At 65.3% G+C, this 19,531-nt stretch carries 19 protein-coding genes and 1 pseudogene; 7 read left to right on the top strand and 13 right to left on the bottom strand.

Annotation, left to right across the window (positions count from 1 at the left end; translation table 11 throughout):
* The first annotated feature begins 5 nt into the window (after window positions 1-5).
* The gene (locus ACNQS7_RS16010; protein ID WP_418013287.1) at window positions 6-524 is read left to right on the top strand and encodes a mycothiol transferase; all 519 of its coding nucleotides are present in this window, start codon (window positions 6-8) and stop codon (window positions 522-524) included.
* 11 nt (window positions 525-535) lie between these two features.
* On the top strand, window positions 536-1,405 hold the full coding sequence (locus ACNQS7_RS16005) for a hypothetical protein (protein WP_418013286.1): 870 nt from the start codon (window positions 536-538) through the stop codon (window positions 1,403-1,405).
* On the opposite strand, the gene ACNQS7_RS16000 is transcribed toward ACNQS7_RS16005, so the two are convergent.
* From ACNQS7_RS16000 to ACNQS7_RS15970, 7 genes and pseudogenes are all read right to left on the bottom strand, one after another.
* Window positions 1,398-2,099: an anti-sigma factor domain-containing protein gene (locus ACNQS7_RS16000; protein ID WP_418013285.1), complete on the bottom strand. Its 702-nt coding sequence runs from the start codon at window positions 2,097-2,099 to the stop codon at window positions 1,398-1,400. The two genes, ACNQS7_RS16005 and ACNQS7_RS16000, sit on opposite strands and share 8 nt — an antisense overlap.
* Entirely contained in the window at window positions 2,096-2,659 is a 564-nt protein-coding gene (locus ACNQS7_RS15995; RefSeq protein ID WP_055578881.1) for a sigma-70 family RNA polymerase sigma factor, read from the bottom strand. The genes ACNQS7_RS16000 and ACNQS7_RS15995 overlap by 4 nt, the downstream gene beginning before the upstream one ends.
* A gap of 44 nt (window positions 2,660-2,703) precedes the next feature.
* Window positions 2,704-3,474 (bottom strand): DUF1295 domain-containing protein, encoded by a 771-nt coding sequence (locus ACNQS7_RS15990; protein ID WP_418016016.1) that lies wholly within the window; start codon window positions 3,472-3,474, stop codon window positions 2,704-2,706.
* A 20-nt stretch (window positions 3,475-3,494) separates the two neighbouring features.
* A pseudogene (locus ACNQS7_RS15985) lies at window positions 3,495-3,695 on the bottom strand (class I SAM-dependent methyltransferase); the annotation flags it as partial.
* Window positions 3,696-3,733: 38 nt separating this feature from the next.
* Window positions 3,734-4,492 (bottom strand): DUF1365 domain-containing protein, encoded by a 759-nt coding sequence (locus ACNQS7_RS15980; protein WP_418013284.1) that lies wholly within the window; start codon window positions 4,490-4,492, stop codon window positions 3,734-3,736.
* Window positions 4,493-4,546: 54 nt separating this feature from the next.
* Window positions 4,547-7,375: an RND family transporter gene (locus ACNQS7_RS15975; RefSeq protein ID WP_418016015.1), complete on the bottom strand. Its 2,829-nt coding sequence runs from the start codon at window positions 7,373-7,375 to the stop codon at window positions 4,547-4,549.
* Window positions 7,376-7,458: 83 nt separating this feature from the next.
* A complete protein-coding gene (locus tag ACNQS7_RS15970) occupies window positions 7,459-7,848 on the bottom strand; it encodes an MmpS family protein (protein ID WP_418016014.1) in 390 nt (129 codons plus the stop codon).
* A 283-nt stretch (window positions 7,849-8,131) separates the two neighbouring features.
* Here ACNQS7_RS15970 and ACNQS7_RS15965 point away from each other — a divergent pair, with 283 nt between their 5' ends.
* The 3 genes from ACNQS7_RS15965 (at window position 8,132) to ACNQS7_RS15955 (ending at window position 12,426) form a co-directional block, all read left to right on the top strand.
* On the top strand, window positions 8,132-8,818 hold the full coding sequence (locus ACNQS7_RS15965) for a TetR family transcriptional regulator (RefSeq protein WP_418013283.1): 687 nt from the start codon (window positions 8,132-8,134) through the stop codon (window positions 8,816-8,818).
* A 93-nt stretch (window positions 8,819-8,911) separates the two neighbouring features.
* The gene (locus ACNQS7_RS15960; RefSeq protein ID WP_418013282.1) at window positions 8,912-9,469 is read left to right on the top strand and encodes an MmpS family transport accessory protein; all 558 of its coding nucleotides are present in this window, start codon (window positions 8,912-8,914) and stop codon (window positions 9,467-9,469) included.
* Complete coding sequence (locus tag ACNQS7_RS15955; protein ID WP_418013281.1) at window positions 9,466-12,426, top strand: RND family transporter; 2,961 nt, start codon at window positions 9,466-9,468, stop codon at window positions 12,424-12,426. The genes ACNQS7_RS15960 and ACNQS7_RS15955 overlap by 4 nt, the downstream gene beginning before the upstream one ends.
* 7 nt (window positions 12,427-12,433) lie before the next feature.
* Here the strand turns inward: ACNQS7_RS15955 and ACNQS7_RS15950 are convergent, their stop codons facing one another.
* The 6 genes from ACNQS7_RS15950 to ACNQS7_RS15925 all read right to left on the bottom strand — a co-directional run bounded on the left by ACNQS7_RS15950 (window position 12,434) and on the right by ACNQS7_RS15925 (window position 17,478).
* Window positions 12,434-12,757, bottom strand: a complete 324-nt coding sequence (locus ACNQS7_RS15950) for a hypothetical protein (RefSeq protein ID WP_055578683.1) — start codon at window positions 12,755-12,757, stop codon at window positions 12,434-12,436.
* Window positions 12,758-13,062: 305 nt separating this feature from the next.
* Entirely contained in the window at window positions 13,063-13,305 is a 243-nt protein-coding gene (locus tag ACNQS7_RS15945) for a hypothetical protein (RefSeq protein ID WP_418013280.1), read from the bottom strand.
* Window positions 13,306-13,312: 7 nt separating this feature from the next.
* Window positions 13,313-13,759 carry a DUF5078 domain-containing protein gene (locus tag ACNQS7_RS15940; RefSeq protein ID WP_418013279.1) on the bottom strand — a complete coding sequence of 149 codons (447 nt, stop codon included), beginning with the start codon at window positions 13,757-13,759 and terminating at the stop codon, window positions 13,313-13,315.
* 62 nt (window positions 13,760-13,821) lie between these two features.
* The gene (locus ACNQS7_RS15935) at window positions 13,822-14,742 is read right to left on the bottom strand and encodes a crotonase/enoyl-CoA hydratase family protein (protein ID WP_418013278.1); all 921 of its coding nucleotides are present in this window, start codon (window positions 14,740-14,742) and stop codon (window positions 13,822-13,824) included.
* Between the two features lie 32 nt (window positions 14,743-14,774).
* The gene (locus ACNQS7_RS15930) at window positions 14,775-15,395 is read right to left on the bottom strand and encodes a DedA family protein (RefSeq protein WP_418013277.1); all 621 of its coding nucleotides are present in this window, start codon (window positions 15,393-15,395) and stop codon (window positions 14,775-14,777) included.
* A gap of 52 nt (window positions 15,396-15,447) precedes the next feature.
* The gene (locus ACNQS7_RS15925; RefSeq protein WP_418013276.1) at window positions 15,448-17,478 is read right to left on the bottom strand and encodes a prolyl oligopeptidase family serine peptidase; all 2,031 of its coding nucleotides are present in this window, start codon (window positions 17,476-17,478) and stop codon (window positions 15,448-15,450) included.
* Window positions 17,479-17,534: 56 nt separating this feature from the next.
* Between ACNQS7_RS15925 and ACNQS7_RS15920 the strand changes: the two genes are divergently transcribed.
* Complete coding sequence (locus ACNQS7_RS15920; RefSeq protein ID WP_418013275.1) at window positions 17,535-19,058, top strand: aldehyde dehydrogenase family protein; 1,524 nt, start codon at window positions 17,535-17,537, stop codon at window positions 19,056-19,058.
* Window positions 19,058-19,531 carry a DUF779 domain-containing protein gene (locus tag ACNQS7_RS15915; protein ID WP_418013274.1) on the top strand — a complete coding sequence of 158 codons (474 nt, stop codon included), beginning with the start codon at window positions 19,058-19,060 and terminating at the stop codon, window positions 19,529-19,531. Before ACNQS7_RS15920 ends, ACNQS7_RS15915 begins: the two co-directional genes overlap by 1 nt.

Here is a 19,531-nt window from a genome sequence, read left to right as displayed (position 1 = left end):
AAATCATGGCAACTTCCGAGACCGCTGCCGTTCAAGAACTCCTGCGCGACGCGTTCACCCGCTTGATCGAACACGCCGGCGATGTGTGCGCCGGGTTGACCGACGAGGTCGCCGAGTACCGGCCGACCCCGAACGCCAACAGCATCGCGTGGCTGCTCTGGCACAGCGCGCGCGTTCAAGATCTCCAGCTCGCCGACGTGGCCGGTGTGGAACAGGTCTGGACCAGCGACGGCTGGGTGGACCGCTTCAACCTGGACCTGCCGCGCAACGACACCGGCTACGGGCACGGCGCCGAGGAGGTGTCCAAGGTCCGCGCGCCCGTCGACCTGTTGCTGGGCTATTACCACGCGGTGCACCTGCTGACAGTGGAGTACGTCGAAACCGTCACGCCCGACGAACTCGCCCGCGTCGTCGACACCCATTGGGATCCGCCGGTAACCGCGAGCGCGCGGCTGGTCAGCATCATCGACGACTGTGCCCAACACCTGGGGCAGGCGGCCTACCTGCGGGGGATCGCGCAGTAGGGTTCCAACCCGTGCGGTTCCTCCTGACGATTTTGTGCTGGCTGATCGCCACGGCCGGGCTGGCGGTGGCGCTTCCGGCCGCGTGGGCGCAGGCGAACATCGTCGACGAGAACGGCTACAGCGCACTGGCCGATCAGGCGGCGCGCGATCCGGCCCTGCAGTCGGCGATGGCGTCCGAGCTGACCACCCGGGCGATGGCGCTCATCAACGAACGCAGTGGGCGCGGCAACCCGGTCGACAGTTCGACGGTGCACGGCGTGGCAGCGGCGTTCACCGCCGGCCGGTCGTTCCCCCCGCTGTTCGTGCAGGTGAACCGGGCCGCGCACGACTGGTTGTTCAGCGCTCCGCAACCCGGCGGCAACGAACAGTGGGTCGTCGACGTGGCGCCGATGCTCAAGGACACCGGCATCCAGCAGCAGCTGGCCACCCATAACGTGCAGGTGCCCGCGACGCTGACGGTTCCCCTGACTGTTCCGGTGGATCAGCCGCTGCGACAGGGGCAGTTTCACCGCGCCGAGGTGTGGGGGCCGTGGCTCAGCATCGGTGTTGCCGCCCTGACGGCGCTTTTCGCCTTCCTGACATTGGTTGCCGCGCGCAGCCGCGGCCGGGCGGTGACCGCCCTGGGAATCTCGGCGCTACTCGTCGGCGCGGCCGGCTGGGCGGGGATCGAGATGGGTGGGCGCACCCTCAACGAAGCGCTGAACCGGACCACCGGGGACATCCGGCGGGTGGCCGATGTGATGGTCGGCCACGCGGAGAGCAGCATGCACCTCTGGCTCAACCTGACGTTGCTCACCGGTGTGGGTCTGGTGGTCCTCGGTATGCTCGCCGCGCTGCTCGGTGGTCTGTTCAAGCGAAGAAGCGGGCGTCCAGTTACTTGAGGGGTAGCTCGGCCAGGATCGCGCCCGTGGGTTTAGGCGATCCGGTGCCGGGCTCGACCGTGAAAGCCAGCGCCCGGCAGCTGCCGATCTCGTTGACCGTGGCCGTCGTCGTCGGCTGCACCGTCGCGGTGCCCATGGTCCCCGCGGATCTGGGGCCGTCGGCCCCGAGCAGCCACATCTGGTAGACGGTCCCACTCGACGGTGGCGGCACATTGTTCATCACGAGCACCGCCGCGTTGCGGTCACGCGAGAACATGACCGTTGCCTGTCCCGGGCCCAGTGGGCGGGAGACCGTTTTCATATCCGGAGCGGTCAGGACCTGCTCCGTGACCGTCGACGTAGCGGGGTGCGGTCTGACCAGCACACCCAGCCCAAAGCCGGCAAGGCCGATGACGACTGCCGCGGCGGCCGCGAAAACCTTGGTGCGCCAGAATGATCGCCGCTGACCGTCGTGGTGCTGCACCGCGGTGAGCACTGCGTTGCGTAGCTGGTCGGGCGGTTCGGCGACACTCGCCGAGGACAGCACTGCCAGCGTCTCGCGAACCGCGCGGACCTCATCGTGGAAGGCGGCGGCTATGGGGGCGGGTGCGGCGGCGACCTGCCGCTCGATCTCGGCGCGCTCGGCGTCGGACACGGCGTGCAGGGCGTAAGGGGTCGCCAGTTCGAGCAGTTCGAAATCGGTCGGATCGGTCATGAGACACCCAGGCAGTTGCGCAAGCCGCGCAGCGCGTCGCGCATACGCGATTTGATGGTCGACAGGTTCGCGGCCAACCGCTGCGACACCTCGGCATAGGTGAGTCCGCCGTAATAGGCGAGCTCGATGCACTGACGCTGGGTGTCGGTCAGCCCCTCCAGGCACTGCGCGACCCGACGGCGCTCGTCGCCCGCTATTGCCGACTCCGCGACGACGTCGCTGGCCGGCTCGAGATTGGCCACGCCATAGCGTGATTCGCGGGTGGTGCCCGCTTGCTCGCTGCGCACCCGATCGATCGCACGGCGGTGGGTCATGGTCAGCAGCCATGCCAGCGCGGACCCTTTGGCCGAGTCGAACTCAGCGGCGGTCCGCCACACCTCGAGATAGATCTCCTGGGTGGTCTCCTCGCTGTATCCGGCGTCCCGCAGCACCCGGGTCACCAGTCCGTACACCCGGGACTTCGTCTGGTCGTAGAACGCGGCGAAGGCAGCGTTGTCCCCATGCGCGACCCGGCGCAGCAAGGCGTCCAGGTCGCTGCTGGGCTGCAGCGGTCCGGTCATCGATCGGTAGCCTAAGTCAGCAACCACCGCACCCGGTACGCCGGTCATGACCGGCGCACCGTTCTGGGTGGCCGCGGAACGAAATACGCGGTCCTTTCCTGGTACTCGGCGAATCCCGGCCGGCCCCTCATGTACTTCTCGGTCAGCCGCGCCCCGCTGACGTCCACCAGGAAGTACGTCATCACCAGCGGGGAGACCACTGTCGCCAGCGGCACCCAGCCATTGAGCGTGACCAGCCACAATCCCCACCACACGCAAGCGTCGCCGAAGTAATTGGGGTGCCGGGTCCACGACCAGAGCCCGCGGTCCATGATCAGGCCGCGATGCGCAGGGTCGGATTTGAATTCCCGCAGCTGCCGGTCCCCGAGTGCCTCGAAGGTGAACCCGAGCAGCCATACCGTCACACCCAGCACGGTGACGGCCAGCAACGGCGTGGGCGTGGGGCCGCTGACCGCTGACAGCTGCAAGGGGAAGGAGATGAACAGCGTCAGGAAGCCCTGCAGCAGGAACACCTTGCGAACCACCTCACCCACCGACGCGCCACGCAGCAGATCGGCGTAGCGGCGGTCCTCACCCTGCCCCGTGGTCTTCTGGTGGATGTGCCAGCTCAGCCGCAGACCCCATACCGACACCAGCGCCAACAACAGCCAGCGCCGGGTCGGATCCCCGCGGCCCACAGCCGCCGCCACCGCCGCCACCACGACGAAACCGACGCCCCACGCGACGTCGACGACGTTGTAGCGGCCCAGCCTGCGACCGATCGCGAAGGTGACCGAATGCACCACGGCCACCGCCAGGGTGCACGCACCCGTCACCGCCAGAATGTCGCGCTCGCTCACCGCGGCCCCCAGCGCTCCAACGTCCAATGATGGACACCAAGATAGCCGGACAGGGGTGCCGCTTCCGAGTACGCCAGATGCAGCTCCCACATGCGTTCGAATACCTCATCGAATCCCAAGCGCGCCAACCGGTTACGACGCTGCAGGAAGCGTTCCGGCCATAAACGCAGCGTGGTGGCGTAAGGCGACCGCGAGGCCACCGATCCGTCAGGGAAAATGTACTGCTGATTCCAGGTCATCGCGCCACCACCGGGACTCGTCGTAGCCACGATTTGATCCCTTGGAGACGGATCCGCGCGGCCACCGCCAGCGGTGCCGCCGGCGACAGGAACCGCAGAGCCGCGACGTGCGGAGTCGTCGCGGGCAGCCGCTCGCCGCGCAGCGTGGCGGTGAAGGTGAGTCGGCGCTCCCGCAGCAGCGACACCATGACGTCGACTTCGTGCTCGGGAGGCGGGACCAGCACCAGGTAGTGCCCGTCGACCGGGTTGCCGGGTGAAACGTCGAACTGCTTGCTGACCAGCACCGGCGAGTCAGCGGGTGGTAGCAGATAAGCATGGCGTCCGCCGAAGGTGTTGTGGACCTCGGCGACGACGTGGCGTAGCCGGCCGTCGCGGTCGTGACACCAGAAGACGCTGAGCGGGTTGAAGGCGTGCCCGGGAGCGCGGGCCTGCAGCATCGCCGTGATCCGGCCGTCAGGCATGGCGGTGTCGTGCTCGGCGAAAAAGCGCTCCAGCCGCCGGCGCAATGACGTATCCGTGGCGCCGTCCGCGCCTGCCAGATGGTCGGACGCGTCGAACCGCGCGAAGGGCCGCAACCACCAAGGCACCGCGGGAAGCTGGTCGATGTCGACATACCAGCTGTAGCCGCGGTATTGGCACAAGTGCTGTGCCGGGACCTGCCGGCAGTGGCTGATCGTGGTGCGGTAGATGGCAGGGGTCAGCCCGGCGACCCCGCTGCCGATGACCGCTACCGATCGTCCGTCTGGTGCCTGCACACCTACTATTCGGAGCCCCGCGGGCCCCGGATTGCGGGTGGGGCCGACCCCGAGTTAGCGCTCGGCGCTCAACGCCGGCGACCTGTCGGTGACTGGCTCCGTACGGGGAAGCCGCGGGCTGCGGGCGGGACGCGACCGCACCCGGATGGGCCACCAGAACCAGCGGCCCAGCAACGCCGCGATCGAGGGCGTCATGAATGCCCGCACGATCAGCGTGTCGAACAGCAGACCCAGGCCGATGGTGGTGCCCACCTGCCCGATCATCCGGGCGTCGCCGATGATCATGGACGCCATCGTGAAAGCGAAGACCAGGCCGGCGTTGGTCACGACCTTGCCGGTCCCGCCCATCGACCGGATGATGCCGGTATTGAGGCCGGCATGTATCTCCTGCTTGAAGCGGGAGACCAGCAGCAGGTTGTAGTCCGAGCCCACGGCCAGCAGCACGATCACGGACATCGCGAGCACCAGCCAGTGCAACGGGACGCCGAATATGTGCTGCCACACCAACACTGACAGGCCGAACGAGGCGCCCAGGGAGAGCGCGACCGTTCCGACGATCACCGCCGCCGCCACGAACGCGCGGGTCAGGATCAGCATGATGATGAAGATCAGGCAGAGCGACGAAATGCCAGCGATCACGAGGTCCCACTTGGCGCCTTCGGAGATGTCCTTGACGATGGCTCCCATTCCGGAAACGTAGATCTTGGAGTCTTCCAGGGGAGTGCCCTTGAGCGATTCCTCGGCCGCGGTCTGGATCTTGCCGATGCTTGCGATGCCCTCGGCCGAGGCGGGATCACCCCGGTGCAGGATGATGAACCGCGCCGCGTGGCCGTCGGCGGACAGGAAATTGTTCATCGCTCGCTTGAAGTCGGCGTTCTTGAACACTTCCGGCGGCAGGTAGAACGAGTCGTCGTTCTTCGCGGCGTCGAACGCATGGCCCATCGCCGTCGCGTTGTCGCTCATCTCGTCCATCTGCTGGAAGATCCCGGACATGGTGCTGTGCATGCTCAGCATCATCGTTCGCATGCTGACCATGGTTTCGATCATGGGCGGGAAGGTTGCGATCATCTGCGGCATCAGCACGTCGAGCTGTTTGATGTCGCCCACCAGGACGTCCAGCTTCTCGTCGATCTCGTCGATGCCGTCGAGGGCGTCGAAGACCGAACGCAACGACCAGCAGGCCGGGATGTCGTAGCAGTGCTTCTCCCAATAGAAATACGAGCGGATCGGCCGCAAGAAGTCGTCGAAATTGGCGAGTTTGTCGCGCAGGTCGTTGGTGATCTGCTGCATCTCCTCGGTGTCACCGACCATCTTGTGGGTGACTCCCACCAGCTGCGTCATCAGGCCGTACATCCGCTGCATCAGGGCGATCGTCTTGGACATCTCGTCGGCCTGCTTGAGCATGTCGTCCATGCGGTCGCGCTGGTACTTCATGGTCTGCATCTGACCGGCGCTCTGCATGCTCATCTGGAACGGTATCGAGGTGTGGTCCATCGTGGTGCCGTCCGGCCTGGTGATGGCCTGGACGCGGGATATCCCCGGCACCCGGAAGATCCCCTTCGCCAGTCTGTCCAGGATCAGGAAATCAGCCGGATTCCGCATGTCGTGATCCGACTCGATCATCAGAATCTCCGGCTTCATCCGAGCCTGGGAGAAGTGGCGGTCGGCGACGAGGAAGCCCTGGTTGGCCGGGATGAAGCTGGGCAGGTAGGCGCGGTCGTCGTAGCTGGGCTTGTAACCGGGCAGGGTGATCAGGCCGATCAGGGCGATCACACACGTGACGGCGAGAATCGGCAACGGCCAGCGCACCACCGCGGTACCGACCCGGCGCCAGCCCCGCACCGAAAGCACCCGCTTGGGGTCGAACACGCCGAACCGGCTGCCGACCACGAGCACCGCCGGGCCCAGCGTCAGCGCGACCAGAACCGCGACCAGCATGCCGACCGCGCAGGGAATGCCCAGCGTCTGGAAGTAGGGCATACGGGCGAAGCCGAGACACAACGTCGCACCCGCGATCGTCAGACCGGATCCCAGAATGACGTGCGCCGTACCGTGATACATCGTGTAGAACGCGGACTCCCGGTCCTCCCCGGCCTGTCGTGCTTCCTGATATCGGCCGATGATGAAGATGCCGTAGTCGGTTCCGGCCGCGATCGCGAGCGACGTGAGCAGGCTGACGGCGAAGGTGGACAGCCCGATCAGCTGGTTGCTGCCGAGGATCGCGACGGCGCCGCGCGCCGCGCTCAGTTCGATCCCGACGGTGACCAGCAGCAGGATCACCGTCAGTGGAGATCGGTAGATGAACATCAGCATGAACAGGATCACCAGGACCGTGGTGATCGTGATCTTGGCCATCGATCTGTCGCCGCTGTGCTGCAGGTCCGCGGCCAGTGCCGAGGCCCCGGTGACGTACGCCTTGAGACCTGGCGGCGGCGGGGTGGCGTCCACGATCTTGCGCACGGCGTCCACGGATTCGTTGGCCAGCGGTTCACCCTGGTTACCGGCGAGGTTCAGCTGTACGGTGACGGCTTTGCCGTCGTTGCTCTGCGCGCCCGCCGCGGTGAGGGGATCGCCCCAGAAGTCCTGGATGCTCAGCACGTGCTTGTCCGCGCGCAGCTTGCGGATCAGACCGTCGTAGTACCGGTGCGCCGCATCGCCGAGGGGCTGCTCGCTCTCCAGCACGATCATCGCGACGCTGTCGGTCTCCCCTTCCTTGAAGACGCGGCTGATCCGCTTCAGCGCGACGAACGACGGGGCATCCTTGGGGCTCAGCGAAACCGAGCGTTGTTGCCCGACGATCTCCAGTGACGGAACGAGCACGCTGAGCAGCACGACGACCACCACCCAGAAGAGGATGATCGGCACCGCGAAGGCATGGATCATCCGCGGGATGAATGGGCGGTGCGGAAGGGGTTCGACCACGGGGCTGTCCGGGCGGTCGTCGGCTCGGTAGTCCAAGGTGGTACTCACGCGGACTTGACCAGACAGAAGGTAAAGGCGTTGACCTCGTTGGAGACTCGCTCCGATTTGACCACGTCGTCGATCAGGATGCGGCAACCGATGCTGTCGCTGTCACCCTGGGCCATCAGGTTGCCCACCATTGCCGCCTTGTTCGTGCTGATGTGCAGCGACCAGGGCAGCCGCGCGTTGTCCACGCGCTGCGGGTCGGCGTTGACGTCGAAATAACTGATGTCGGCCACCGTGCCTGCCGGGCCGAACACCTCGTAGGTGATTCGCTTGGGGTTGAACGGCTCTGGGTTCTTCAGGTTGCTGTCCGCGTAGGACGCCCGCTTCTCCGAGCCGAAATAGCCGTGGACCCGGTTCACGATGAAAGCGCCGGTGACCAACACCGCCATAATGACGAGTGGGATCCACACGCGCGACAGCACCTTGAAAATCTCAGGTCCCTTTCACCGTTGGGCATCGCTCAGGTCGGACGATACCCGCCCTAGGAGACGCTTGCGTCTTCATTCGACCGGCCGCACTGCGCAGATCGGACAGCGCGTCGCGAACACAATTAGCCTTACCTAAGTAAAACACGGAGGCGTCTGGTCCCAGGTGGGCTCCTTCCGTTAGAGCGCCGATTCTAAGGCATATTGCGTGCGTAAAGTTCCGGATTGCGCGCGCAAATCACGTTATGTGCGTTATCCTCAGCCGGTGGCGCAACTCAGTTTCCGGCGCGCCCGAACCGAGGAGAACAAGCGTCAGCGAGCCGCGGCCCTCGTGGAAGCCGCGCGCTCACTCGCGTCGGAAAGCGGTGTCGCGTCAGTGACATTGACCGCGGTGGCCAGTCGCGCGGGAATCCATTACTCGGCCGTGCGCCGATACTTCACCTCCCACAAAGAGGTGCTGCTGCACCTGTCCGCCGAGGGCTGGCAGCGGTGGTCGGACACCGTGTGCGCGCAACTCGGGGAGCCCGGTCCGATGTCGCCGGCGCGGGTGGCCGAGACGCTGGCCAACGGGTTGGCGGCCGATCCACTGTTCTGCGACCTGCTCGCCAACCTGCACCTGCACCTCGAGCACGAGGTCGATGTCGAGCGCGTCATTGAGATCAGGCGGACCATATCCGCCGCCGCCATCGCCCTGGCCGGCGCCATCGAGCGGAGCTTGCCGGACCTCGGCCGCTCCGGCGCGTTCGACATGCTGATCGCCGCCTACTCCCTGGCGGCCGCCTTCTGGCAGATCGCCAACCCTCCGGAGCGGATCTCCGATGTGTACGAGGAGGAGCCGGAAGTGCTGCCGCCCGAATGGAATATCGACTTTCCGTCCGCGCTCACCCGGGTGCTCACCGCCACCTGCATCGGCTCGCTTGCGGGGTCCCGATGAACACGTCGGCGAAGGTCTTGATGCACAAGGTCTTTGCGCAGCACGCCGAGATTTCCTACGGTTTGTCCATTAGGTTAGAAAGACTAAGTGCCCATGACGACGACTGAGCCAAGGACCGAGCCGTTGACGACCCCGGACTCTGCTGGCGGAGAAGGCAATACCAGGACTCAGCAACGGGTTAAGCGGGGCGGCCTGAGGGGCCTTGTGACCCGGTTCTGGCTCATCCTCACCGTGCTGGCCGTCGTCGCGGTGGCGGGATTCGCGGTTCACCGATTGCACGACATCTTCGGTGTTCACAGCGGTTCGTTCGGCGGCGGCTCATCCGGTGACGTCATCGATCAGTTCAACCCGAAGACCATCACACTCGAGGTCTGGGGGTCCCCGGGCAGCACGGCGACCATCAGTTATCTCGATGAGAACTCGCACCCCCAGCAGGCTCTCAATGTGCCCCTACCGTGGAAGACGGAATTGAAGTCAACGAAGCCCGGTATTCCGGCCAATCTGATGGCGCAGGGAAACGGCAGCTGGATCGCCTGCCGGTTCCTCGTCAACAACAACGACGGGAAAGGTGACGTCGTCAAAGCGCCGAATCAGTCGCCTCCCAACGAGACGGTGAACGCCTTCGTCTACTGCCTGGACAAGTCCGCATGAGTCAGACCACCGAGGCTAACTCGGCCCCGCCGCCGGTCTCGCAGCCGCTGATCCCGCCCTTCCTGCCGCGGATGATCCATCGGCTGGCACTGCCCATCGTGCTGGTGTGGTTGGGCATCGTGGTGGTGACGAATACCGCTGCGCCGCAGCTGGAGGCCGTCGCCAAGAACCATTCGGTATCGCAGAGCCCCACCGATGCGCCGTCGTTCCAGTCGATGATGCGGGTCGGAAAGACGTTCAAGGAGTTCGACTCCGACAGCTCGGCAATGATCGTGCTGGAGGGTGACAAGCCGCTGGGAGCGGAGGCGCACCGCTACTACGACGAGATCGTCAGGCGGATCGAGCAGGACAAGAAACACGTCCAGCACGTGCAGGACTTCTGGAGCGATCCGTTGACCGCCGCGGGGTCCCAGAGCCACGACCAGAAGGCCGCCTACGTCCAGGTCTACCTCGCCGGGAACATGGGCGGCGGCCTGTCCGCCGAGTCCGCCGACGCCGTACGCAAGATCGTCGACTCGGTGCCGGCCCCGCAGGGGATCAAGGCGTATGTCACCGGCGCGGGTCCGTTGTTCGCCGACCAGTCCCACGCCGGCGAGAAAGGTGTCGCCATAGTCACCCTGGTCACGATCCTGGTGATTTTCGTGATGCTGCTCGTCGTCTATCGCTCGCTCGTCACCGTCCTGGCCGTGTTGTTCATGGTCTTTGTCGAACTGTTGGCGGCCCGGGGCGTCGTTGCCCTGCTGGCCAACTACGAGATCATCGGGCTGTCCACGTTCGCCAACAATTTGTTGGTGTTGATGGCGATCGCCGCCGGAACGGACTACGCGATCTTCGTGGTCGGCCGCTACCACGAGGCCCGCGGCTTGGGGGAGACTCGCGAACAGGCCTTCTACACCATGTTCCACAGCACCGCGCACGTCGTGCTCGGGTCGGGACTGACCATCGCCGGTGCGATGTACTGCCTGAGCTTCTGCCGATTGCCGTATTTCGAGTCCTTGGGCGCACCCTGCGCCATCGGCATGTTGGTAGCCGTGCTCGCGGCGTTGACCCTGGGCCCTGCGGTGCTGACCGTGGCGTCATTCTTCAAGCTCCTGGATCCGAAGCGAAAGCTGCAGACCCGGGGCTGGCGCCGGATCGGCACCGCGATCGTCCGTTGGCCCGCACCGGTTTTCGCGGTCACGATCGCGGTTGCCCTGGTCGGTCTGATCGCCCTGCCCGGCTACAAGACGGACTACGACACCCGTCACTTCCTGCCCGAGGACACCCCCGCCAACATCGGTTACGCGGCCGCCGACCGGCACTTCAACCAGGCCCGGCTCAATCCTGAGCTGTTGATGATCGAGACCGATCACGACCTGCGTAACTCGGCCGACTTCCTCGTCCTGGACAAGGTCGCCAAGGCGGTCTTCCACATCCCCGGTATCGGTCGGGTGCAGACCATCACCCGGCCATTGGGCACGCCGCTCGACCACAGCACCCTCGGATTTCAGATGGGCGCCCAAGCCGCGGGCCGGATTCAGACGCAGCACTTTCAGGACGAGCAGGCCAAAAATCTGCTGAACCAGGCAGACGAGCTGCGCAAGACGATGGCAACGCTGCATGAGCAGATGCAGGTCACCCAGGACCTCAGCAACACAACGCACGAAACCACGAAACTCACCAAAGAAACCGTGAAGATCACCGAGGCATTGCGCGACGACATCGCCACCTTCGACGACTTCTTCCGGCCGATTCGCAGCTATTTCTATTGGGAGAAGCACTGTTACGACATCCCGGTCTGCTGGGCCCTACGGTCGATCTTCAATGCGCTCGATGGAATCGACCAGGTAGCGCAGAACATCCTGGCGCTCAGCCAGAACCTGGACAGGCTGGACGCGATTCAGCCCAAGCTCGTCGCGTTGATCCCACCGCAGATCGAGAGCCAGCAGCGCAATCTCGACACCATCATGTCGAACTATGCGACCACCATGGGTCTCAACGACCAGGCCAGGGCGCAGGCCGACAACGCCACCGCACAAGGAGATGCGTTCGACAGAGCGAAGAACGACGACACGTTCTACCTGCCGCCGGAAGCTTTCCAGAGCCCGGACTTCGCGCGGGGTCTCAAACAGTTCATCTCGCCGGACGGGCACGCTGTCCGGTTGATCATCTCGCACGAAGGCGACCCGGCGAGTCCTGAAGGCATCAACCTCATCGAACCGATCAAGCGGGCCGTGCACGAGGCGATCAAGGGCACGCCCTGGGAGGGAGCCAAGGTCTACCTCGGCGGTACCGCCGCGACGTACAAGGACATGCACGACGGTTCGAACATCGATCTGTTGATCGCCGGAATATCCGCTGCCACATTGATTTTCATCATCATGCTGGTGATCACCCGAAGTGTCGTGGCGGCGGTCGTAATCGTCGGCACGGTGCTGTTGTCGCTGGGCGCCTCGTTCGGGCTCTCCGTGCTCCTATGGCAGTACATCCTGGGGATGAAGTTGCACTGGATGGTGCTGGCGATGGCGATCATCCTGCTATTGGCCGTCGGCTCGGATTACAACCTGTTGCTGATCTCGCGGTTCAAGGAGGAGATCCATGCGGGTCTCAAGACGGGCACGATCCGCGCGATGGCGGGTTCGGGCTCGGTGGTGACCGCCGCAGGCCTGGTGTTCGCTGCCACCATGGGCACGTTCGCCTTCAGCCCGTTGAAAGTCATGGCCCAGGTGGGAACGACGATCGCGCTGGGTCTGCTCTTCGACACGTTGATCGTTCGGTCATTCATGACACCGTCGTTGGCCACCTTGCTCGGGCGCTGGTTCTGGTGGCCGCAGCATGTGCGCCCGCGGCCGGCCAGCAGCATGCTGCGGCCGTTCGGGCCGCGCCCGGCGGTACGTGCGCTGTTGGGGGAGGAGCGCGCCGACGGCGTCGACGCGGCGAACTCGGATCGGTCCCCGGCGACGCAGCCGCACTACTGAGTGGGTGTCAGAGCGCGACCACGTCGCGCATGATGTCGCTCAACTCCGACACCGGAGCGCCGCACGTCAGGCAGTAGGAGCCTGATGAGCGTCTGAGCTGGCCCACCTGCACCAGGATCTCGGCCTCGGCGCGCCACAGGCAGGCGATGCAGACGATCTCGACGATGTTGCCGAACGGGTCGACGTGGGAATGATTGCATTCATCGACCGCGTGCCGGTGAACGATGTGAGTTGCCCGGTTAGTGCAGCCGGCTTCGAACTGGCAGGTGATCGTCTGCCAGTCCAGGGCCGCGAGCGTGCCAGGGATGCCGTTGCCAGTTGTTTGGCTCATGCGATGTCCTCCAGCTTCCGGAACGCAGTCGCACCCATCCCTCGCAGCTCGAGCGGATGATTGGCTGGCCGGAGGTCCATTATGGGTTCGTTTGACCCACCGCGGCAAGGGCCCCGACGATGTATTTATGGCCCGTCCGCCAGTCGCGGTCCCCCGACGAAACCGTACTTTGAGTGCTAACTAGCACTATTCCGCAGGTCATGGGGTCGGGGCTATCCTCCGAACGGCCTCTGGAAGGATGAAATTTCTGTCCCCCAATCGGGGGACAGAAACAGAAAAATCTGCTAACGATCGGTGGACGGGTTCTAGGGCTGGTTGACGCAGAACGCCACACACAGCGCTGAGACGGGGATGGAAACCCATTGCAGTTGACCGTCCGCCTGGCGCTCGCAGTAGATCGGGCCGGGCGTCCCCCAGACTTTCGCCCCCTCCGGCGAGCATTGCTTGCCGAGATCGGTGTCGGCGTGCGCCGGGCCACTTCCGAGGGCGACCGCCAGCGGAGCGGCGGCCGTCATCAACGCCGCGGCGACGAACTTCCGTGCGCGCATGGTGGCCTTACGCCCAGTTCCAGACCGACATGTCGCCGGCCGGGTACCCGTTGCACGCGTCGGTGCCCTTGGCGACGACGCCCTTGTTGTTGAAGAAGATCTTCATGTGATTGACCCAGGCGAAGGTGAGCGGGTCGCCGTTGTAGAAGTTCTCGGAATAGTCCCTGCGCTCGGCCGGCGACAGCGAGAAAAACCAGTGCGCCTTGTTGATGGTCGCTTCCTGCAGGTTCGCGTGGTTGTTGAAATCGATCATGTACCGCTCGTAGTAGACCGGGCTGGTATCCCGGACGGCGGCCAGATACTGCTCCGCGTCGCAGGTGGTCGCGATCATCCGCCGCGGGATCGGGAAATCCTCGGTGGAGTCAGCCTTCGCTGCCTGGGGAAAGATCACCGAGGCGATCGCGAGAGCAAAGAAAACAGCGCCTGCACGCAGGCCGATACTCAGCCGAGACATCATGGTTACCGTAACACTTTCATGGTTGCAAAGATTCCGACGGCGATTCCTAGTTGATCTTACTACCCATCGCTATCAGGAACTATCACGTGTGACGGGTTCGGCCGCAGCTCCGGCGGTGCCTGGCTGTAGTCGCCGAACGGGCCGTCCCGGCGCTCCACCGCGGCCCGCACGCCCTGCGCCTCGGCGGTACGGATGAAGTCGAGCGCATCGGGGGTGTTGCGCATCAGTCCGTCGAGGATGCCGCCCAGCAACTGGGTTGACGCCAGGCCCATGTTCTCGTAGGCCTGATTGACGATCAGCTTCTGCGCCCGCAGCTGCGATAACGGGATCTGCGCCAGTTCGGCCGCGATCTCAGCGACCCGGGCCTCCAGCCGCTCGAACGGGACCGCCTCGTTGATCAGTTCGATCTCGGCGGCCTGCACACCGGTCAGCGGCCGGCCGGTCAGCGAGTGCCATTTCACTTTGGCCAGGCTCAGCCGGTACAGCCACATCCCGGTCAGGTAGGCGCCCCACATCCTGCTGTACGGGGTCCCGATCACGGCGTCCTCGCTGGCGATCACGATGTCGGCACACAGGGCGTAGTCGCTGGCCCCGCCGACGCACCAGCCGTGCACCTGCGCGATCACCGGCTTCGACGCCCGCCAGATGGCCATGAACTTCTGCGTCGGCGCGGTCTCGCGCGCGCTGACCATCGCGAAATCCTTACCCGGATCCCACCGTCCGTCGGTCATCATGTCCTCGCCCCAGTGCTGGAAGCCGCCGCCGAAGTCGAAACCACCGGAGAAGGCCCGCCCGGCGCCGCGCAGCACGATGACCTTGATGTCGTGGTCCCGCTCGGCCAGCCCGATGGCAGCCTCGATCTCGTCGGGCATCGGCGGGACGATGGTGTTCAGGTGTTCGGGTCGGTTGAGGGTGATGGTGGCCACCGGACCTCTGCTGGAATACAGCAGCGTTTCGAAGGCGGGCTCTGCAGAAGGCATGAAGAGAAGCGAAGCCGCGTCGAATTATGGTGTCAAGCCTGTTGGCGGCGCCTCATCGCCAGCCCCGCCAGCACGGCGAAGGCGACGGCTGCGCACGTGGCCAGCAGGTATATGCCGTACCGCTGGAATGCGGCGTAGAGCGCCGCGATGTGATTCCCGGCCAGATACCCCGCGAAAACCCAGACCGACACCCACACCGCGGAACCCAGCGCGTTGTAGGCGAGGTAACGGCGCCAATCCATCCGAGCCAGCCCCGCCGCTATGCCGCTGGCCTGCCGCAGGCCGTCGATGAAGCGCCCGATGGAGACCACGAGGTGGCCGCGCCTGGCGAAGAAGCGTTCGGTTTTCGCCAGCCGCTCCCGGTTGAGGAACACATACGGACCGAACCGCAGGACCAGACCGCGTCCGCCGTAGCGGCCGATGGCGTAGCCGGCGTTGTCGCCGCCCACCGCGGCCAACAGCCCGACGATCAACACTGGGAGCAGCGTCAAGTGTCCGCTGGCCGCGTAGATTCCGCCCGCGATCAAGATCAGCTGACCAGGCAGGGGTATTCCCACCCCTTCCAGTCCCACCAGGGCCACGATCGCCGCGTACCCGTACCGGTCGAGGGTGGGGGCAAGCGTGTCGAAGATTCCCGGCAGTTGCGCGGACATGGGTTCCAGGGTGCCCGATGCTGCTCGCAGCTAGACGTTGTAACCGTCACAGCTACGTGTCGGTTGTCAGCGTCCGCCACAGGAACGAGTAGCTCAGCGCGGCCTTGAACGCGAGTTGTTCATTGTCGGCGGCGCCACCGTGGCCGCCTTCGATGTTCTCGTAGTACCAGACCCGGTGGCCGGTGGCCTCCAGCGCCGCGGTCATCTTGCGGGCATGACCGGGATGCACCCGGTCGTCACGGGTGGACGTGGTCATCAGGATCGGGGGATATTGCCGGTCCGCTGAAATGTTCTGGTACGGCGAATATTCCGAGATGAACGCCCAGTCGTCCGGGTTGTCCGGGTCGCCGTATTCGGCCACCCAGGAGGCGCCGGCCAGCAGCAGGTGGTAGCGCTTCATGTCGAGCAACGGCACGCTGCAGACCAGCGCGCCGAATTTCTCCGGGTACTTGGTCAACATGATTCCCATCAGCAGGCCGCCGTTGCTGCCGCCCTGGGCGCCGAGCTGGCCGACCGTGGTGATGCCCCGCCGCACGAGGTCGTCGGCGACGGCCACGAAGTCTTCGGCCACCTTGTGGCGGCCTTCGCGCATCGCCTGGGTGTGCCAGCCCGGCCCGTATTCCCCGCCGCCGCGGATGTTGGCCAGCACGTAGGTGCCGCCGCGTGCGAGCCAAAGCCGCCCCAGCACTCCGCTGTAACCCGGGGTATTGGACGTCTCGAACCCGCCGTAGCCGTAGAGCAGGGTGGGAGCCGGTCCGGCGGTGCCGGTGGGCCGCACCACGAAGTACGGGACCGAGGTGCCGTCCTGGGAAGTGACGAAATGCTGCTCCACAGAGATGTTTTCAGCGTCGAAGAAGGACGGCGCGGCCTTGATCGGCTCCAGGTCACCGGAGCCGGTGCCCCGTAACAGTCGCGAGGGCGCGGTGAATCCGCTGGAGTCCAGGAAGAACTCGTCGCCGGTGTCGTCGGCGGCGGTAATCACGGTGTTGGTCGACTCGGGCAGGCCGGGCAGCGGCTCGCGTTGCCAAGTTCCCGGCGCGACGATCTCCACCCGGCTGGCGACGTCGGCCAGCGAGACGATCAGCAACCGGTCCCTGGTCCATGCGTAGTGGTAGAGGCAGGTGTGTTCGTCGGGTTCGAAGACTACCGTGAGATCCCTTGCGCCAGAGAGGAATTGATCATAGTTGGCCGCCAGCAGCGAGCCGGCGCGGTAGGTCGTGTCATTGACGGTCCAGTCGGAGCGCAGATCGATCAGCAGCCATTCGCGATGCACCGACATGCTGCTGGCATCGGTGGGCACGTCGATGGAAATCAACTCTGTTCCGCGTAACTCGTAGCGCTGCCGGTTCCAGAAGTCCAGCGAGCGGCCGAGGAAGGTGCGTTCGAAGCCCGGCGTGCGGTCCTTGGAGCCGCCGGCGCTGACGTCGGTGGGCTCACCTTCGAAGATCGTCTCGGCCTCGGTCAGCGGTGTGCCACGTCGCCACCGCTTGAGGATGCGCGGATAACCGGATTCGGTCATCGAGTCGGGGCCGAAGTCGGTGCCCACCAGGACGGTGTCGGGATCGTCCCAGCTGATCTGCGACTTGGCTTCCGGCAGCTCGAACCCGTCGGCGACGAATTCGCGTGTCAGCAAGTCGAATTCACGTACGACGACGGCGTCCGAGCCGCCCGGGGAAAGGCTGATCAGGGCGCGGGTTAGCTCGGGTTCGATCACGTCGGCGCCGGCCCATACCCAGTTCTTGCCGTCCGCGCGGCCCAGCGCGTCGACGTCGATGAGCACATCCCACTCGGGCGAGTCGGTGCGGTAGCTCTCCAGCGTGGTGCGCCGCCACAACCCGCGGGGGTTGGTGGCGTCGCGCCAGAAGTCGTAGAGGTATTCGCCGCGCCGGCGGACGTAGGGGATCCGGGCGTCGGTGTCGAGCACCTCCAGCGCCTCGGCGCGCATCGTCTCGAACTGTGCGTCGCAGAACTCCGTCTTGGTCGGCTCGTTGCGGGCGCGCACCCAATCGAGTGCCTCCTCGCCAGTGACGTCTTCGAGCCAGAGGTAGGGGTCTTCGGCAGTCTCAGATGACATGGAAGCCATTGTCGTCCCAGCGGTAGTGTGAGCTGTATTACATGAACTAGCGAGGAGCCGAGCAGATGCCTGTCTTTGCACGTCCAGGGACTTCCGGGGCGCTGATGTCCTATGAGTCGCGGTACGGGAACTTCATCGGCGGCGAGTGGGTCGCGCCCGCTGCGGGCCGGTACTTCGAGAACCCGTCGCCGGTCACCGGCCAGTCGTTCTGCGAAATCCCGCGATCCGACGAAACCGACATCGAAAAGGCACTGGATGCCGCACACGGCGCGGCCCCGGCCTGGGGCAAGACATCCCCGGCCGAGCGGGCCGCGATTCTGAACAAGATCGCCGACCGAATCGAGGAGAACACCGCCGCGCTGGCGGTGGCCGAGGTGTGGGACAACGGCAAGCCGATCCGCGAGGCGCTGGCCGCCGACATCCCGCTGGCCGCCGACCATTTCCGGTACTTCGCGGCCGCGATCCGGGCCCAGGAGGGCGCGCTGTCCCAGATCGACGACGACACCGTCGCCTACCACTTCCACGAACCGCTCGGCGTCGTCGGGCAGATCATCCCGTGGAACTTCCCGATTCTGATGGGTGCCTGGAAGCTGGCCCCGGCGCTGGCGGCCGGTAATGCGATCGTGCTCAAGCCTGCCGAGCAGACCCCGGCGTCGATCCTGTTCCTGATGTCGCTGATCGGTGACCTGCTGCCGGCCGGAGTGCTCAACGTCGTCAACGGCTTCGGGGCTGAGGCTGGCAAGCCGCTGGCCTCGAGCAACCGGATTGCGAAGGTCGCTTTCACCGGTGAGACCACCACCGGGCGCCTGATCATGCAGTACGCCTCGCAGAACCTGATCCCGGTCACGCTCGAACTCGGCGGCAAGAGCCCCAACATCTTCTTCTCCGACGTGATGGCCGCCGGGGACGACTTCCAGGACAAGGCGCTGGAAGGCTTCACCATGTTCGCGCTGAACCAGGGCGAAGTCTGCACCTGCCCCTCGCGCAGCCTGATCCAGTCCGACATTCACAACGAGTTCCTGGAACTGGCCGCGATCCGGACCAAGGCAGTACGGCAGGGCGACCCGCTGGATTCCGAGACCATGCTGGGATCGCAGGCGTCCAACGACCAACTGGAAAAGATCCTGTCCTACATCGAGATTGGCAAAGGGGAGGGCGCCAAGATCATCACCGGCGGCGAACGCGCCGAACTGGGCGGCGACCTGTCCGGCGGTTTCTACATGCAGCCGACGATCTTCAGCGGCAACAACAAGATGCGGGTCTTCCAGGAGGAGATCTTCGGGCCGGTGGTGACGGTGACATCGTTCGACAGCTACGACGACGCGATCGGTATCGCCAACGACACCCTCTACGGGCTGGGGGCGGGGGTGTGGAGCCGCAACGGCAACACCGCCTACCGCGCCGGCCGGGACATCAAGGCCGGACGGGTGTGGGTCAACTGCTACCACGTGTACCCGCCGCACTCTGCCTTCGGCGGTTACAAGCAGTCCGGCTTCGGACGCGAGGGCCACCTGATGGCGCTCGAGCACTACCAGCAGACCAAGAATCTGCTGGTGTCCTACTCCGAGAAGGCCCAGGGCTTCTTCTGATGATCCCGGGGGCGCTCATCACCGCCTCCGCCGCCGAACTGCTGGTGCGATTGCAGGACCGGCACGGGCCGGTGATGTTCCACCAGTCGGGCGGTTGCTGCGACGGATCGTCGCCGATGTGTTATCCGCGCGGCGACTTCCTGGTGGGGGACCGCGACGTCCTGCTGGGTGTGCTCGATGTCGGTCCCGAAGGCGTGCCGGTGTGGATCTCCGGCCCTCAGTACGAGACCTGGAAGCACACCCAGCTGATCATCGACGTGGTGCCCGGCCGCGGCGGCGGCTTCAGCCTGGAAGCACCGGAGGGAATGCGATTTCTCAGCCGCGGCCGGGTCTTCACCGAGACCGAAAGCGAACTGCTGCAAGCGCAACCCATGATCACCGGCGCCGCGTACGAGCGTGGCGAAAGGCCGTCGATACGAGGCCATCTTGTGACCGACAACGCGCCGGGGACCTGCCCGGCACCGCCTCGGTAA

Source organism: Mycobacterium sp. 23 (assembly GCF_048287075.1).
Classification (GTDB): domain Bacteria; phylum Actinomycetota; class Actinomycetes; order Mycobacteriales; family Mycobacteriaceae; genus Mycobacterium; species Mycobacterium gordonae_B.
Note: the sequence above shows the minus strand (reverse complement) of the source record. Positions and strands in the feature narration are given on the sequence as shown.